The following is a 14635-nucleotide window of genomic DNA, read 5'->3' on the forward strand; positions in this document are numbered from 1 at the left end:
TCCTCAGATCACCAGAACCAGTACCGCGCCGCCAACCGCCGCGACGGCCAGGACCCTGAGCACCGACCAATTGGCGCCAAATATCAATGCACCGCACAATACGGCCAGCACACCAGCGCGCCAGTCGAAACTGACAAGATCGGGCCAGTAGAGCCGCAACGGGCCAAACCGCTGTTCACCCACTGCGGCGAACAGCACGTGCAGCCCAAACCACGCGGTGAGATTGGCGATCACGCCGACCACAGCCGCCGTCACCGCCGCCAACCCGCCTTTCAGCCGCACGGCATTGCCCAGTCGGTCGATCCACGGCGCAAAGGCGAAAATCCAGAGGAAGCAAGGCGCAAACGTTACCCACGTCGTCAATGCCGCACCGATCAGTCCGGCGACCATCGGTGAAAACGGCTCCGGCGCGCGGAATGCGGCGAGGTAGCCGACAAATTGGGTGACCAGGATAAGCGGGCCGGGGGTTGTTTCGGCCAAACCAAGACCATCGGCCATTTCGCCCGGACGCAGCCAGCCAAACCCCTGCACGGCTTCCTGCGCCATATAGGCGAGCACCGCATAGGCCCCGCCAAAGGTGACGATGGCGAGCTGCGAGAAGAACGCGCCGATTTCCCACAGCACATGATCCTGCCCCAGCGTCAGCGCGATCACCACCATCGGCGCGGCCCATACCGTGCCCCACAGGGCAATCGACAGGAACGTGCTGCGCCACGGCCGCGCTGTCACTGCGCCGCTCCCGCTCGAAGGCTTGAGCGCCAGCAGGTCGGGTCGAACCGCTGCCACCGCAATGCCGATCACGCCTGCGCCCAGCACGATCAGCGGAAACGGCAGATCGAGCAGAAACAGCCCCACAAATGCCGCAACCGCCAGCGCGCGTTTCAGCCCGGTGTCGAGCGCACGGCCGGCAATGCGCAACAAGGCCTGCACCACAATCGCCAGCACGGCCGCCTTGACACCGAGAAACAGCGCTTCGACCCAAGCCAGATTGGCGGCGACTGCATAAAGTATCGACAAAGCCAGAATGATCACCGCCCCGGGGATGACGAACAGCAATCCCCCCGCAAGGCCCCCGCGCCAACCATGCAGCCGCCAGCCCGTCCAAGTCGCCAGTTGCTGGGCTTCGGGGCCGGGCAGGAGATGGCAGAAATTGAGCGCGTGGAGGAAGTCTTCTTCAGCAATCCATTTGCGTTCGTCCACCAATTCGCGGTGCATCAGCGCGATCTGCCCGGCAGGCCCGCCAAAGCTGAGGAAGCCGATACGGGCGAACACCCGCAGCAGATCGGCGAAAGGAATTGCAGGAGTTTGTTCTGGAGGGGTAGTAATCGGGAGAGCGCCCAAATCAGCCATGCTTACCTCGCAAAAAAGCCCTGCACGGTGGCGGGGCAACGAGGCAACACTTGGGCTTGTCTCAGCCTGAACGGGAGGTTGCGTGACCCCGTTATGACATCATCTAACTAGAGGTTTTGTCCAGATCAAGCGGAATGGCAATCCGCTGGATCCCCGATCCCCGCACGCCCACAGCTACAATTCGACGCCGAACTGCCGTAGCGCTGCGACCATCGCCAGATAGAGTGCGATGGTCAGACCGCAGCCTGCCGCCAGCGCAGGCCAGAAGCCGATGCCACGATGGAGCATGACCGGGATCAACAGGAACATCGGCAGGCTGGGCAGTACGAACCAGAAGGTCGCCAGCGCATGATCGGCCATGCGCACAGTGTCCTGCGTGTCGCGCCACAGCCAGATCATCCCCAGCACCGAAATGAGCGGGAGCGACGCTACCAGAGCGCCGATACCGGGCGCACGTCGGGCAATATCGCTGACGATGGCGATGATCAAGCCAGACAGCGCCGCCTTGAACAGCAGGTATCCCATGCGCTTCTCCCTTCAGGCAGCGGCGGCATCGGCTTGCGAGTCGAGCGCCGTACCACTTCGGTAACGCTGCCAGCGCGCGCACAGACTGGCAATGCCCCAGCCATCGCGCGTCACCTTAAGATAGATCGCGGCCACCACCAGCATATTGAGCACGGTTGAACTGGTCAGCCCGCACAGGATCACGATCGCCATCGGAGCCTGAATCTCACTACCCGGCTCGCCCATTGCAAACGCCAGCGGCAGGTTGATCATCACCAGCACCGCATCATTGGACGAACGGAACGCCTGCCGCAGCAGCAGGAACATGCCCACCAGCACAATGAAGCCGAGCGCCAGCAGCGTCCGGGTCGCGCTCGCCGCGCTTTCGAACTGACCGCTCAGTTCAATATGTGCGCCTTGCGGTAGCACAATTTCGTCAAGCACCTGTTCGATATCGGCCACCACCGCGCCCAGATCGCGGCCCGAGACATTGGCCATCACCAGTTGCATCCGCTCTGCGCTTTCGCGGGTGATCGCGTCCGGCCCCTGCTGGTGCTGGTGCTGTGCGCTTGCGGCGGACAACCGATCAAGATCGACAGCCCGAAGAATACAGCGAAAATGGGGTTTTGACTCGCAAGGAAACGCAAATCTTTTCAGCGCCTTACATTACCTTGCAGTAATGGCAGGGGTGTGCGGACTCGAACCGCAGGCCCTCGGTTTTGGAGACCGATGCTCTACCAACTGAGCTACACCCCTGCAGCGCGTCGGAGCGGTGCCTTTATCGAAGGCGCGGGGGATAGGCAATCCTCTTTGCCGCCTGTATTCTGCGCCCCGCCATGCACGCCCCCACCCGCTCTCCGATCCCGGTTGAAACCCTGCTGCTGGCCTATCGCAGCGGGATTTTCCCGATGGCTGACCACCGCGATGATGCCGAGGTGTTCTGGGTGGAGCCGCGCGAACGGGCGATCATCCCGCTGGACGGGCTGCGCCTATCGAAATCCTTGCGCAAGGTGCTGCGCGCCGACCGCTTCACAGTAACGGTCGACCGCGCGTTCGAAGCGGTGATCCGCGCCTGCGCTGAGCCGCGCCCCGATCATCCCGAAACCTGGATCAGCGAACGCATCGTGCAAAGCTATATCGCGCTACACCGCGCGGGCCATGCCCATTCGGTCGAATGCTGGGCCGCCGGCGGCGATGGCGCGCCGGAACTGGTCGGCGGGCTGTATGGCGTGTCGTTCGACCGGGTGTTCTGCGGGGAGAGTATGTTCAGCCGGGTGCCCGATGCCAGCAAGGTCGCGCTGGCGTGGCTGGTGGCGATGCTGCGCACGGCGGGGTTTGCGCTCCTCGATTGCCAGTTCATGACCGACCATCTGCGATCAATGGGCGCGGTGGAACTGGCGCAGGCCGATTATCGCTTGCTGGTTGAACGCGCCAATGGCCAGCCACACGCCAGCCTTGGCATGGCGTGGCGCACCTTCAACGAATCCTATGCATCGGGTTCCGGAGCGGGTTCCGGCGCTGGTGTCTCGGGCGCAGGCGTTGCCGACGGGCGCGGCGCGGGCTTGGCCGCAGGCTCCTTGGCAGGCGCGGCAGAACCTTCCTCTCCCGGGAAAGCCATCGTGCAATCCTTGACCCAGACATCATAGATCGGGTGTTCGACCACGTTGAGACTGGGCGATTCGCGAAACAGCCAGCCTGAGAAGATCCGGCGATGCTGCTGCGCCCCGCGTTCGCGAATATCAACCTGCACGAAAGCGCCGGTTTCCTGCGGCATTTCCCAAGGCGCGGTGCGCTCACACGCGGACAGGCGGATGATGACCGGGCCGATTTCGCGGCTTTCACCGGGCCTGAGGCTGATGTCCTCAGAAACATTATTGCGTTTGTTGAGCAGTCCGATCACCGCGACGCGTTCTGCCATCGGGGTCGCGCCGTAATCATCGGCCGCAGCAGCATCAGCCGCCGCGTCAGTTGCCGCAGCAGACGTTGCCTCACCCAGCGCAACTTTTACCGTCTCGGGTTCAGACGCCCCTTCGCCGCACGCCGTCAGCACCAATGCGCAGGCGAGCAGCGCGGCAAGGATGGAGGCCCGCACGGCGAGCCTCAGCTATCCGCGCTGCCGGGCGTCCAGGCTTCGTAATCGCCCATCGCGCGGACGCGCTGACCGCCGCGTTGCAGCGCGCCTTGCGGGACATAGGCCTGCGCGGTGCCGGTGGCGTTGGGGGTGTAATCGACCTCCCACACGCGCGGCGGCGGCAGGTGGCTTTCGGGGACGTCATCATAGGTGCCGTGCAGCCAGCCGTGCCATTCCGCCGGAACGCGGCTGGCATCATTGGGGCCGGAATAGATCACCCAGCGTTTTTCGCGGCTGGTGTATGATCCGTCCGCCGGGCCGTTCGCTTTGGGCTGCGCGCGGTAATATTTGTTGCCCGCCCCATCGGTGCCGACATGCTCGCCGCCAGCGCGGCTGGCCCAAAGGTGGGTGCCCAGCGTCGCGCCGTCCCACCAGGTGAATATCTTTCCAAGGATTCCCATATCCGCGCGCCTAGCCGAATTGGATCACAGCGCCAAGATGCGATCGTCAGTGTGGGCGCGAGTCTTTGGTTTGTGCACCCGCCTCCGCGGGTGCGATATCCTCGCGCCTGCGGCGCTGCGGGCGGCCGGTCGGCCTTGCGGCCTGTCCTTTGGCAGGCCGTTTCAGCGCTTCCAGCGGGCGAGGGATTTAATCCTCCATTTCCCACATCACCCGATCCCCCGGCACGATCCCCAGTTCCGCCGCGCGGCCCGCGCGCAGTTCCAGCACCGCAATCGCAAAGCCCGAAGACGTCACCGAATCGAGCGAATAGGGCACGGTGTTGGCGGCGATATTGCTGATCCGCCCGTCGGCACCGACAAAGATGATGTCGAGCGACAGCGGGGTGTTCTTCATCCAGAAACTGCTCGGTTCGGGCGCGGCTGAGGGAAACAGCATCCCTTCATTATCGCCCAGCGCTGTGCGGAACATCAGCCCCTTGGCCTGCGCCTGCGGGTTGGCGGCCAGTTCAACCTTGAACGGCAGGCGCTTGTCGCCGCGCTCCACCACCAGATCGATCACCTCCAGCCCCGAAACCGGGTGACGGGCAACCTCTGCGCTGACTGCGGATGCGGATGCGGATGCTTGCGCCCGCGCGGTGGCGCCTTCGCCCGGCGAACACGCCGCCAACGCCGCGCCCGACATCGCCAATGTCGCCATTCCAGCTGCCAGCCATTGCTTTACCATGATCCGTCCGCCTGTTCTTCGTCGGCTGCTTCGTCCAGCCATTGTTCGATATCTCCGACGCTGTTCGCGCCGAGAATGTATTTCACGTGATCATACTGGTGGCCTGCGCGCAGCATTGCTGCAACGGCTTTTTCATGCGCCTTGCGCCGCGCCAGCGGATCATCGCCTGCCGCGCCCGTTACGCCCCATGGGCCAAGCCGCTTTTTCTGTGCCATCAGCGCAGCAGCGCGGCAGCTGGCGGCCTCGCCCGGTGCGTGGGATTGGCGAATCGTCTCATCCACGCCGGCCGCCCACAAGGTCTGTTCGATCCGCCGTCCGCCGTAACCGCGCGCGCCCAGATCGCGTGCGCGCATCCGGGCATAGGCATCATCATCGACATAGCCGAGTTCCACCAGCCGGGCGACGAGCGCCGGAATATCGATCTGCGCGCTTCGCCCATCGGCATCCTCAGCCACCCCGCGCTCCTTCAATTTGCGCGCGAGGTATCCTTCCAGCCGCGCCCCGGTGGTGGCAAACCGGGCGGCGTAATGCAGCGCAAGATCGCGCAACGCACGTTCGTCCAGCGGCGGCTTTGGCCGCTTCCTTTCCGGGTATTTCCGCCCGGAATCCTCCCCGGTATCACGACCGGGCGATGACGAATTCGCTTTACGTGAAACCATTTCGCCTTATTCGTGCCACCTTCCAGATTAAATGCGATAGCATTGGAGCGAGCCTGACTATGACTGGCTCACGGGGGTTACGCTAGAGCGCGAGCGGGAGAACGCCATGAAAAGCGCCGCAACTTACGGGTATCGCTGAGAAATATGACCGACGCCGTATTAACGCCGACGCCGAATGATTGCGACCTGCCGCGAATCCGTGCGCAGTTTGCAACCTTCAATGATGCGATCGACTATGCCGCACAAAGCCGCAAGGGGCTTAATTTTCACGATATGCGCGGCGAATTGGATCGCGTTTACCCCTATGCCGAAATGCGCGATGATGCGCTGGTGATGGCGCGCCGCCTGATCGCGGCGGGGATTGGCAAGCAGGACCGGGTCGCCTTGATCGCCGAAACCGGGGCGGATTTTGCCGCGCTGTTCTGCGCCTGCATCTATGCCGGAGCATGGCCGGTGCCATTGCCGCTGCCGACCACCTTCGGCGGCAAGGAAAGCTATATCGATCAGCTCGCGATCCAGCTGCAAAGCGCGGATCCCAAGATCCTGCTCTATCCCGAAGAAATCGGTGAAATGGCCGCTGCTGCCGCTGCGCGGCAGGGCTGCGAATCGACCAGCTGGCAGGATTTCAGTCAGCGCCCCGCGCCCGATTGCATCATGCCCGAAGCCAGCCCGGACGATATCTGCTACCTGCAATACTCCTCCGGCTCGACCCGGTTCCCGACCGGGGTGGCAGTCACCCACAAGGCGTTGCTGCACAATCTGTATGGCCATGCCGAGATGATGAATCTGGGCGGCAATGATCGCTGCGTCAGCTGGCTGCCGTGGTATCACGACATGGGGCTGGTGGGGTGCTTCCTGTCGCTGATCGCCAATCAGGTTTCGGCCGATTATTTGAAACCCGATGCCTTTGCCCGCCGTCCGCTGGCGTGGCTCGACATGATCAGCCGCAATCCGGGCAACACCTTGTCCTATTCGCCGACCTTCGGTTACGACATTTGTGCCCGCCGCATATCCAGCCAGTCGAACGTCGCGGAACGGTTCGACCTGTCGCGCTGGCGCGTGGCGGGCAATGGCGCTGACATGATCCGTCCGGATGTGATGCAAAGCTTCGTCAACGCCTTCGCCGGCGCTGGTTTCAAGGCTTCGGCCTTCACCCCGTCCTATGGCCTGGCCGAAGCCGTGCTGGCGGTAACGGTCATGCCGCCGGGCGAAGGCATCCGCGTCGAATTGGTCGAAGAAGAACGCCTGTCGGGCACCCCGCGCGATATTTCGCGCCCGGCCCGCTACCGCGCAATCGTCAATTGCGGCAAACCGCTGCCCGATATGGAAGTGGCAATCCGGGGTGAGGACGGCCACAGCCGCAGCGATCACCAGATCGGCAAGGTGTGGTGCCGCGGCCCAAGCGTGATGCATTCCTATTTCCGCAATGAAGAAGCGACTGCGGATTGCCTGGTCGACGGTTGGCTGGACACCGGGGACATGGGCTACACCGCCAATGGCTATCTGTTCATCGTCGGCCGGGCGAAGGACATGATCATCATCAACGGCAAGAACCACTGGCCGCAGGATATCGAATGGGCAGTAGAACAGCTGCCCGGCTTCAACCACGGTGACATCGCGGCCTTTTCGATCGAGATGGAAAACGGCGAGGAAGCCCCTGCCGTGTTGGTGCACTGCCGGGTGGCTGATCCGATCGAACGGATCAGACTGCGCGAACAGATCGCCGACAAGGTGCGTTCGGTGACGGGCATGAGCTGCATCGTCGAACTCGTCCCGCCGCGCACCCTGCCGCGCACGTCTTCGGGCAAGCTATCGCGCGCCAAGGCCAAGAAACTGTATCTCGCCGGCGAAATCGTGCCGATTCAGCTGGCGGCGTAAGGCTCTACTCGGCATCCTCAACCCAGCTGGCCCGCAATGGGCCTGCGGCAGAACGCAGCCGGACTTGCACCCCATTTTCGCGCAAGCTTTTGGCGGCCTGTTCGCCCTGCTCCGAATCGCCGGTCAGCACCACGGCGCGATCCAGTCGCTTGGCAGCCCAGCCGATCACCGCGAGCGCCCTCGCCCCCTCAGCGCTTGGCCCGTCATCCCCAAAAGCAATCGCCGCTGGCAATGCGCCCGAAGGCGGGATCAGCTCGATGGTCCACTCCGGCTCGGTCGCGGCAATCCGCGCCTCCAGTGTGCGATAGGCCGCAAGGCCGGCACTATCGAGCCGCTTGGCCCGCACCAGCGCGCGGCGGCGGTTGCGGTCGATCAGCACGTCTGTTTCGGGCACACCTGCCGCCAGCGACAACCGGGTCGTGAGCGCCTGCACCCGCGCCGAGGCGGCGGCGGCTTCGCGTTCGCGCGTCGCCGATAGCTGCGCGCGCTGGGCCGCGCCCGCACCGGTTTCGGTCTGGGTCTGGGTCAGTGTCAGTTCGACCGGCCTGCCCAACCGGGTTTCCAGCGCGCGGGCGATTTCGGTTTCAGCATCGGGGCGGATGACCGGGGTGAACATGATCGCGCTCACCGCAACCGGTTTGGCGGAAAAATTGATCTCCAGCGCGTCAAGCTGTGCTGGCCGGGCAAACCTTTCGGTTATGGCATCGCGCGCAATCCGCTGGGCATTGGTTTCCCACGCGATCTGCTGGAGCGAGAAAGCAAGCGGCACCGCCAGCGCCACGAACACCGTGATCAAGGCGATGTTCTGAAAGATGGTGTTGCGCGCGCTTAATGAGGTACGAAAACCATACAATTTAGCCATCGCGAAGGCCGTCAGCGCAATTGTCAGGAAGTTGGTGACGAACAACAGTAGGGAACCTGAAAACACCGTCCAGTTGAAGGTCGCAAGGCCAAAGCCGACCACCGCCAGCGGCGGCATCAACGCGGTGGCGATGGCCACGCCGACAATCGTGCCTTCGCGCCCGCGGATCATCGCATAAGCCCCAGCGAGCGCCGAAAACAGCGCCACGAACAGATCGAACAGGTTGGGCCGCGTGCGCGCCGCGATTTCGCTGGTGATTGTCTGGATCGGGGAGAAAAACACCAACGCCGCACACAGCAGCACTGCCAGCGCGCTGCCGATCAGCAGGGTGCGCCCCGATTGTTTCAGCCAGTCCCAATCGCCGATTGCCAGTGCAAAGCCCAGCCCCATGATCGGCCCCATCAAAGGCGACAGCAACATCGCCCCGATCACCACTGCAGGCGATGACAGCAGCAGTCCGAGCACCGCGATCCCACCGCTCATCGCGGTCATGAACAGGTATCTTTCGGACAGCGCGCAATCCTCGCGCCGCCGCACGATCACCTCGGCCTGATCGATCTGGCCGATGACATGCACCGTCCACCATTCCCGCACCCCGTCCAGCAAGCTGGCCAGCACTGCGGCTAAGTTTGTGGGCGTAGGTGCCGACGGAGTGGTGGCAGAATCAGCCTTGGCTTCAGCCACAGGCAAAGCGGCAGAACCGGCGGTGTCGTTCATCAGAAGGCCTCTGGCAAAAGCATCATATTGCGCGCGATAGCCCGCCATCGGGGAAATTGCCAAGCAAAGACCGCGCAAACGCATGGCATGATGGACGCAAGCCCCCTTTCAGGCTTACCATACACGCGCGCTTGAAAGGTGTGTTTTAGATCACTAATACAGTGGGGCATGAGCCCGCGCCCGGCGACGCGCGTTTGATGGAGTAGATATTGGCATGAGCACCGAAACCAAGACGGCGACGTTAGACGCAACGGAATTCTCGCTCACCCCGCCCGATCCGGTGCCGCAGGTCGCGCCCGAACAGGCCGCTGGGCTGGTGCCGGTCAGCACAGAAGAGAAAAGCAAGCTCGACACCAAGGTCGATGCCTTCGTCAACGAACTGGTGTCGGTTGACGCCAATTCGCCTGCGTTTGGCGAAAAGGTCGATCAGATCACCCGCATGGGGCAGGAACAGATCCGTGCCGCCGCCGCCATGTCGAACCGGTTTCTTGATCGTCCTGTGCGGGCGATGGATGCAGATGGCAATGTCGGCAAGGACTTGGCCGAACTGCGCCGCACGGTCGAAGACCTTGATCCGGGCCGCAAGGGCAAGCTATCCGGCCCGCGCAAACTGCTCGGCATCATCCCGTTCGGCAACAAGCTGAAGAATTATTTTGACAGCTACACCTCGGCGCAGGGTCATATTTCCTCGATCCTTCAACGGCTGGATAGCGGCAAGAAGGAACTGCACCTCGATAATGCCGCGATCGACACCGAGCGCCAGAAGCTGTGGGCAGCGATGGGCGAGCTGGAACAGATGATCCACATCGCCAAGACGCTCGATGCGCGGTTGGAGGCCAAGGCGCTCGAACTCGACAGCTCTGATCCGGCCAAGGCCAAGGCGCTGCGCGAATCGGCGCTGTTCTATGTCCGCCAGCGCACGCAGGATTTGCTGACCCAGATGGCGGTGAGCGTGCAGGGCTATCTCGCGCTTGATCTGGTCAAGAAAAACAACGTTGAACTGGTCAAGGGCGTCGACCGCGCGTCTACGACCACGGTGGGCGCGCTGCGCACTGCGGTGACGGTGGCGCAGGCGATGACCAACCAACGGCTGGTCCTCGGTCAGATCACCGCGCTCAACAAAACCACCAGCGACATCATCGATTCGACCAGCACGTTGCTGCGCGAACAGACCGCGCAAATCCACGAACAGGCAGCGTCCAGCACCATCCCGCTGGAAACGCTGCAACGCGCGTTCCAGAACATCTATGACACGATGGACGAGGTCGACACGTTCAAGCTGCGCGCGCTCGATTCGATGAAGCAGACCGTCACCACGCTGACCGCCGAGGTCGAAAAGTCCAAAGGCTACATCGCCCGCGCGGAAGGGCAGGCCCAGGCGCAGTCCAAGGTCGCCTCGCAAACGCCGTCGCTGCTCGCACTGGATAAATGATGGTCGACAGCACCCGCGATTCTGACCGTATCCTGCGCGAGGCGAAAACCAGCCTCGCCGTGCAGCGCGAGGGCGGAACGCACCGCCCGGCGCCGCGCGGCAGCATCGGCAAGGGTTCGGCGGAAGTGAAGATGAAGGCCCTCCTGAAGCGCGTTCGCAACATCGCGCTGGCGGTGGTGGCGATCTGGATCGGCGCGGGGATTTTCAGCGCGGTGGTCGGCCCGCTGCTGTTCTGGGGCTTCATGGCCATGGTGGTCGCCACTGTCGTTGCGATCGGCGTGTTCGGCGTGTTCCCGAAGGTCAAAGTGCCCAAACGCGCCGAACTCACCCTCGGCAATCCGCAGCAGATGGTCGCGCGCACCGAATTGTGGCTGGAGGCGCAGCGGCCCGCTCTGCCCCCGCCCGCGCAGACCATCGTCGATCAATTGGGCGTGCAGCTCGATGCGCTTGGCCTGCAACTGCGCACGCTTGACGGCGCTCACCCGGCGATGGCTGAAGTGCGCGAATTGGTGGGCGAATATATCCCCGAAACGATCGACAATTACCGCAAGATTCCGGCCCACCTTCGCGGGGAACAGCACGCGGGCAAGACCGCCGATAAACGCCTCACAGAAAGCCTGTCGAAACTGTCGGGTGAGGTCGACCGCGTCACCCGGCGGCTGGCCGAAGGCGCATTGGACGATCTGGCGATCAAGAGCCGCTATCTTGAATATCGTTACGGCGGGGCCGATGCGCTGGAAGATATGCGCTCGCCCGATACCGGCGTGCCGCTGCCCGATTTCTCGGTCAAGCAGGCCAAAGAGCAGGAACATTGAGCGATGCGCGTCACCCTGCCCCATGATCTCACCAAAGACGAAGTGCGCCGCCGGATGCACGCCCATGTCGATGAAATCGCAGGGTTCTTTCCCGCAGGCATCGCCAAGATAACGACCGATTGGCCCAGCGAAGACCGCATGGCGATAACCGCCGAGGTGATGGGCTATACGATCCCCGGCGGGGTCGATGTGCGCGACAATGAGGTTGTGATCGAAATGCAACTGCCCGCGATGCTGGGGATGATGCGCGGGTCGATCGAATATGCGGTGAAGAAAGAGGCGGGGCGGCTGCTCACGCCGTAAAGCGTGTGCGGCGTCAGGCTGCTCGCACCAGCAGCGTTACCCCGGCGCGCGTGAAATCGAGCGCATCGAGGCTGGGCGCATAAAGGCATTCGCCCGCCCCAGCCCGCGCCAAACCATCGCGCGATGCAACCTCGCCCGCCAGCGGCAACGCCAGCAGCCCACCGGGATAGGCGGCATGGGTCGCCGCATCGGGCGCGCCTGCCACCCGGTCGAGCCGGAAATGCGGCCCATCGACCAGCACCTGCCCATCGGCGATGCTGCGGCGGTGCTGCGCGGCGTAAGGCCCGCCATCCGCCACCGCCAGCGCACGATCCAGATGCAGTTCGCGCGGGCGGCCATAATCATACAGGCGAAACGTCGTCTCGCTGGCCTGCTGCACTTCGACCAGCGACAGCCCCGGCCCAATCGCGTGGACGGTGCCAGCGGGCAGGTAGAACAGATCACCGGCGCGCGCGGCGTGCCAGGTGAGCAAGCTTTCAATCGTGCCATCGCGCGCCGCAGCGGCGATTTCTTCGGACGTCACCGCGCGCTCAAACCCGATGGCGAGCTCCGCATCAGGCTCGGCATCCAGCACCAGCCAGCATTCTTCCTTGCCCGCCTCCCCCGCCAGCGCGGTGGCATCGGAGGGGTGCACCTGCACCGATAGCTTTTCCGAGGTGAACAGGTATTTGACCAGCACCTGCGGCAGTTCTGGCGGCGGTTCGAACCAGATTTCGCCAATCTGTTCCCCCGGCGGCGCAATGAAGGGCGCGGGCAGGGTATCGCGGCCCCACACCTTGGCGACCATCCGTGTGGGAAGCTGGCGTGCTGCGCTCACTGGTTCACCGCCCCCGGCAGCTTGCCGACGCGCTGCGCCCCGTCGCGCGTCGTCACCAGCACTTCGTCGCCCGATACGATGATGCACACATCCTCCAGCCCCACCGCCGAAATGCGCGGACCGTCGGTAATGGCGAGCACGCCCCGGCAATGGTCGAGGTCAACCACGCCGCCCTTGGCAACATTGCCCGCCGCATCGGCCTCTCCCGCCAAGGCATCGGCCAGCGCGGCCCAATTGCCGATGTCCGACCAGCCCATGCGCGCGGGAACCATCGCCGCGCGCGCGGTGTATTCCATCACCGCATAGTCGATCGAATCCCCGTCAATCGCGGCAAATGGCGCGGGCGCGGGGTAGAAGCGCGCGCCGTCCTGATGCCCGCCTGCCACCGCCTCTGCCACCAACCGCGCCATATCCGGGCGGTGCGCGGCAAGCTCCGCCAGCAAATGCCCGGCGCGAAACGCAAAGATTCCGCCGTTCCAGCTGTAATCCCCGCTGGCACAGTATTGCTGCGCGCGCACGAGATCGGGCTTTTCGACAAACCGCGCCACTGTGAAACCGCCCGCCAGCGGCTCGCCGCGTTGCAGATAGCCGTAGCCGGTTTCGGGCCGATCAGGCGCGATGCCGAACGTCACTAGGTAATCTTGCCGCGCCAGTTCAGCCGCAGCCAGCGCAGCCGCGCGAAACGCCGCAGCGTCGGCAATGTGATGATCGCTCGGGCAGACCAGCATCACGGCATCGGCGGGCAGCAGCGTAGCGGCCAGCGCAATTGCGGGCGCGGTGTTGCGCGCCGAGGGTTCAATCACCAGCCGCGCGCCGGGGGTATCGCCCAATTGCGCGGTGATCAGATCGGCATGGGCCGCGCCAGCCACCACCAGCGGCGCGGCAAAGCGAGTATCGCCGGCCACCCGCCGCACCGCCTGTTCGAACAATGTCTCATCGCTCACCAGCGGCAACAACGGTTTGGGCACCGCCTTGCGGCTGACCGGCCACAGCCGCGTGCCGCTGCCGCCGCACAGGATAACCGGATGAATTGCTGTCACTTCATCTGCCTTTTTTGCTGGATAGGCGCGCTATATCAATCGCATTCATGACACCAGCATGAACGCCGCCGTCTGTCCGGAGTTCAGACCGCATTGCCGCAATCAGAACCACTGTTGACGCCAGTAGAACGGCGCGGCCACCGGGTTTCCTTCGCCATCGGTCGCCGGACGAAAGCCAAGCCGCGTTTCAACCAGCTGGCAGGTAATCCGATCGGCCTGATGGTCAGGACTGGGGCGATAGATGCTGCAATTGCGCGCGCGCCCATCGGTGCCAACGATCACGCGCACGATCACCTGCGTCCCGCGCCGCGCAGCGCGCCCGCCGGGCGGCACCGGAAAATCGCGCGCATTGTCGATACTGCCGGAAATGTGCACCGGCTTGGTCACGGCAATCCCGCCGCGCCCGCTGCCGCGATTGCCGCTGCCCGTGCCCAGTCCCGTTCCCGCCGCCCCGGTGCCAGCGCCCGCATCAGCCGCGCCCGATTGGCTGGCCGTGCCGGTTGATGATGCGCGCGGCAAGGGGTCATCCTGTTTCAGCCTGACCTTGGGCGGCTGGCTGATCACCGGCTTGGCCACCGCTTCACGCCCCGGCGCACCTTGCGCACCTTCATCGGGTTCAGGTTGATTTTCAGGCGGCGGCGGATCCGGCGGCGCGGTGATCGTGACCGTAAAGGCCGACACCACCCCGCGTTCAACCGAGGCGGTGAAATCCGGGGCCAGAGCGCGGGCAAGACCGTACAGCGCGGCGAGGTGCAACACCACGATCCCCGCGATCAGCGGCCAGCTGAGCCGCTTGCGCTGCGCGCGAAAGCCTCTCGCATTCCCCATCGACATAACCCGCTCCGCGATTGCTCCATTCTGGACGAGGTTGCGTCCGCAAGCTTTCAAGTGATTCTATATCAGAACAGCATTATTTTGCGATGGAGCGCAGGATCGAGCGCGCACTGGATCATGAAGAAGGCGCCTTGGATGCCATCCTTGGCGCCAAAATTGACTCCGTCG

Annotated in this window: 15 protein-coding genes, 1 tRNA gene and 1 pseudogene; 5 read left to right on the forward strand and 12 right to left on the reverse strand. The window is 63.9% G+C overall.

What is annotated here, in order from left to right; all coding sequences use genetic code 11:
- Positions 1-3: 3 nt before the first annotated feature.
- From chrA to ACSSV3_RS03260, 4 genes are all read right to left on the reverse strand, one after another.
- The gene (gene chrA, locus ACSSV3_RS03245; protein WP_354323698.1) at positions 4-1350 is read right to left on the reverse strand and encodes a chromate efflux transporter; all 1347 of its coding nucleotides are present in this window, start codon (positions 1348-1350) and stop codon (positions 4-6) included.
- A gap of 174 nt (positions 1351-1524) precedes the next feature.
- On the reverse strand, positions 1525-1875 hold the full coding sequence (locus ACSSV3_RS03250; protein WP_354323700.1) for a DUF3147 family protein: 351 nt from the start codon (positions 1873-1875) through the stop codon (positions 1525-1527).
- A gap of 12 nt (positions 1876-1887) precedes the next feature.
- Positions 1888-2436 carry an efflux RND transporter permease subunit gene (locus ACSSV3_RS03255; RefSeq protein WP_354323702.1) on the reverse strand — a complete coding sequence of 183 codons (549 nt, stop codon included), beginning with the start codon at positions 2434-2436 and terminating at the stop codon, positions 1888-1890.
- Between the two features lie 98 nt (positions 2437-2534).
- A tRNA-Trp gene (locus ACSSV3_RS03260) sits at positions 2535-2610 on the reverse strand.
- 80 nt (positions 2611-2690) lie between these two features.
- On the opposite strand from ACSSV3_RS03260, the gene aat reads away from it, so the two are divergent.
- Complete coding sequence (gene aat / locus ACSSV3_RS03265) at positions 2691-3500, forward strand: leucyl/phenylalanyl-tRNA--protein transferase (RefSeq protein WP_354323703.1); 810 nt, start codon at positions 2691-2693, stop codon at positions 3498-3500.
- A gap of 35 nt (positions 3501-3535) precedes the next feature.
- Here the strand turns inward: aat and ACSSV3_RS03270 are convergent.
- From ACSSV3_RS03270 to ACSSV3_RS03285, 4 genes and pseudogenes are all read right to left on the reverse strand, one after another.
- Positions 3536-3772: pseudogene (locus ACSSV3_RS03270) on the reverse strand (DUF2155 domain-containing protein); the annotation flags it as partial.
- Between the two features lie 182 nt (positions 3773-3954).
- Complete coding sequence (locus tag ACSSV3_RS03275; protein ID WP_354323705.1) at positions 3955-4386, reverse strand: NADH:ubiquinone oxidoreductase subunit NDUFA12; 432 nt, start codon at positions 4384-4386, stop codon at positions 3955-3957.
- A 187-nt stretch (positions 4387-4573) separates the two neighbouring features.
- A complete protein-coding gene (locus ACSSV3_RS03280) occupies positions 4574-5110 on the reverse strand; it encodes a DUF192 domain-containing protein (RefSeq protein ID WP_354323707.1) in 537 nt (178 codons plus the stop codon).
- Positions 5104-5769 (reverse strand): regulatory protein RecX, encoded by a 666-nt coding sequence (locus tag ACSSV3_RS03285; RefSeq protein ID WP_354323708.1) that lies wholly within the window; start codon positions 5767-5769, stop codon positions 5104-5106. The genes ACSSV3_RS03280 and ACSSV3_RS03285 overlap by 7 nt, the downstream gene beginning before the upstream one ends.
- A 144-nt stretch (positions 5770-5913) precedes the next feature.
- On the opposite strand from ACSSV3_RS03285, the gene ACSSV3_RS03290 reads away from it, so the two are divergent.
- Positions 5914-7647 (forward strand): fatty acyl-AMP ligase, encoded by a 1734-nt coding sequence (locus ACSSV3_RS03290; RefSeq protein ID WP_354323710.1) that lies wholly within the window; start codon positions 5914-5916, stop codon positions 7645-7647.
- Between the two features lie 4 nt (positions 7648-7651).
- On the opposite strand, the gene ACSSV3_RS03295 is transcribed toward ACSSV3_RS03290, so the two are convergent.
- Entirely contained in the window at positions 7652-9226 is a 1575-nt protein-coding gene (locus ACSSV3_RS03295; RefSeq protein WP_354323711.1) for a TIGR00341 family protein, read from the reverse strand.
- A gap of 214 nt (positions 9227-9440) precedes the next feature.
- Here ACSSV3_RS03295 and ACSSV3_RS03300 point away from each other — a divergent pair, with 214 nt between their 5' ends.
- From ACSSV3_RS03300 to ACSSV3_RS03310, 3 genes are read left to right on the forward strand one after another with little or no spacing between them, the layout of a single operon-like run.
- Positions 9441-10658: a toxic anion resistance protein gene (locus tag ACSSV3_RS03300; protein WP_354323713.1), complete on the forward strand. Its 1218-nt coding sequence runs from the start codon at positions 9441-9443 to the stop codon at positions 10656-10658.
- Complete coding sequence (locus tag ACSSV3_RS03305; RefSeq protein ID WP_354323715.1) at positions 10655-11473, forward strand: hypothetical protein; 819 nt, start codon at positions 10655-10657, stop codon at positions 11471-11473. The genes ACSSV3_RS03300 and ACSSV3_RS03305 overlap by 4 nt, the downstream gene beginning before the upstream one ends.
- 3 nt (positions 11474-11476) lie before the next feature.
- Positions 11477-11776: a polyhydroxyalkanoic acid system family protein gene (locus ACSSV3_RS03310; RefSeq protein ID WP_354323717.1), complete on the forward strand. Its 300-nt coding sequence runs from the start codon at positions 11477-11479 to the stop codon at positions 11774-11776.
- Positions 11777-11789: 13 nt separating this feature from the next.
- Here ACSSV3_RS03310 and ACSSV3_RS03315 read toward each other — a convergent pair whose 3' ends face one another.
- The 3 genes from ACSSV3_RS03315 to ACSSV3_RS03325 all read right to left on the reverse strand — a co-directional run bounded on the left by ACSSV3_RS03315 (position 11790) and on the right by ACSSV3_RS03325 (position 14467).
- On the reverse strand, positions 11790-12563 hold the full coding sequence (locus ACSSV3_RS03315) for a class I mannose-6-phosphate isomerase (protein ID WP_354324086.1): 774 nt from the start codon (positions 12561-12563) through the stop codon (positions 11790-11792).
- 26 nt (positions 12564-12589) lie between these two features.
- Complete coding sequence (locus ACSSV3_RS03320; RefSeq protein ID WP_354323719.1) at positions 12590-13633, reverse strand: mannose-1-phosphate guanylyltransferase; 1044 nt, start codon at positions 13631-13633, stop codon at positions 12590-12592.
- A 102-nt stretch (positions 13634-13735) separates the two neighbouring features.
- The gene (locus tag ACSSV3_RS03325; protein WP_354323721.1) at positions 13736-14467 is read right to left on the reverse strand and encodes an energy transducer TonB; all 732 of its coding nucleotides are present in this window, start codon (positions 14465-14467) and stop codon (positions 13736-13738) included.
- Between the last annotated feature and the right edge of the window lie 168 nt (positions 14468-14635).

The sequence above is a fragment of the Porphyrobacter sp. MBR-49 genome, from assembly GCF_053628655.1.

What these genes read in the sequence shown, in the direction of transcription:
- chrA (WP_354323698.1), bottom strand. Translation starts at nt 1,350, where the DNA reads ATGGCTGATTTGGGCGCTCTCCCGATTACTACCCCTCCAGAACAAACT.
- ACSSV3_RS03250 (WP_354323700.1), bottom strand. Translation starts at nt 1,875, where the DNA reads ATGGGATACCTGCTGTTCAAGGCGGCGCTGTCTGGCTTGATCATCGCC.
- aat (WP_354323703.1), top strand. Translation starts at nt 2,691, where the DNA reads ATGCACGCCCCCACCCGCTCTCCGATCCCGGTTGAAACCCTGCTGCTG.
- ACSSV3_RS03275 (WP_354323705.1), bottom strand. Translation starts at nt 4,386, where the DNA reads ATGGGAATCCTTGGAAAGATATTCACCTGGTGGGACGGCGCGACGCTG.
- ACSSV3_RS03280 (WP_354323707.1), bottom strand. Translation starts at nt 5,110, where the DNA reads ATGGTAAAGCAATGGCTGGCAGCTGGAATGGCGACATTGGCGATGTCG.
- ACSSV3_RS03285 (WP_354323708.1), bottom strand. Translation starts at nt 5,769, where the DNA reads ATGGTTTCACGTAAAGCGAATTCGTCATCGCCCGGTCGTGATACCGGG.
- ACSSV3_RS03290 (WP_354323710.1), top strand. Translation starts at nt 5,914, where the DNA reads ATGACCGACGCCGTATTAACGCCGACGCCGAATGATTGCGACCTGCCG.
- ACSSV3_RS03295 (WP_354323711.1), bottom strand. Translation starts at nt 9,226, where the DNA reads ATGAACGACACCGCCGGTTCTGCCGCTTTGCCTGTGGCTGAAGCCAAG.
- ACSSV3_RS03300 (WP_354323713.1), top strand. Translation starts at nt 9,441, where the DNA reads ATGAGCACCGAAACCAAGACGGCGACGTTAGACGCAACGGAATTCTCG.
- ACSSV3_RS03305 (WP_354323715.1), top strand. Translation starts at nt 10,655, where the DNA reads ATGATGGTCGACAGCACCCGCGATTCTGACCGTATCCTGCGCGAGGCG.
- ACSSV3_RS03310 (WP_354323717.1), top strand. Translation starts at nt 11,477, where the DNA reads ATGCGCGTCACCCTGCCCCATGATCTCACCAAAGACGAAGTGCGCCGC.
- ACSSV3_RS03315 (WP_354324086.1), bottom strand. Translation starts at nt 12,563, where the DNA reads ATGGTCGCCAAGGTGTGGGGCCGCGATACCCTGCCCGCGCCCTTCATT.
- ACSSV3_RS03325 (WP_354323721.1), bottom strand. Translation starts at nt 14,467, where the DNA reads ATGTCGATGGGGAATGCGAGAGGCTTTCGCGCGCAGCGCAAGCGGCTC.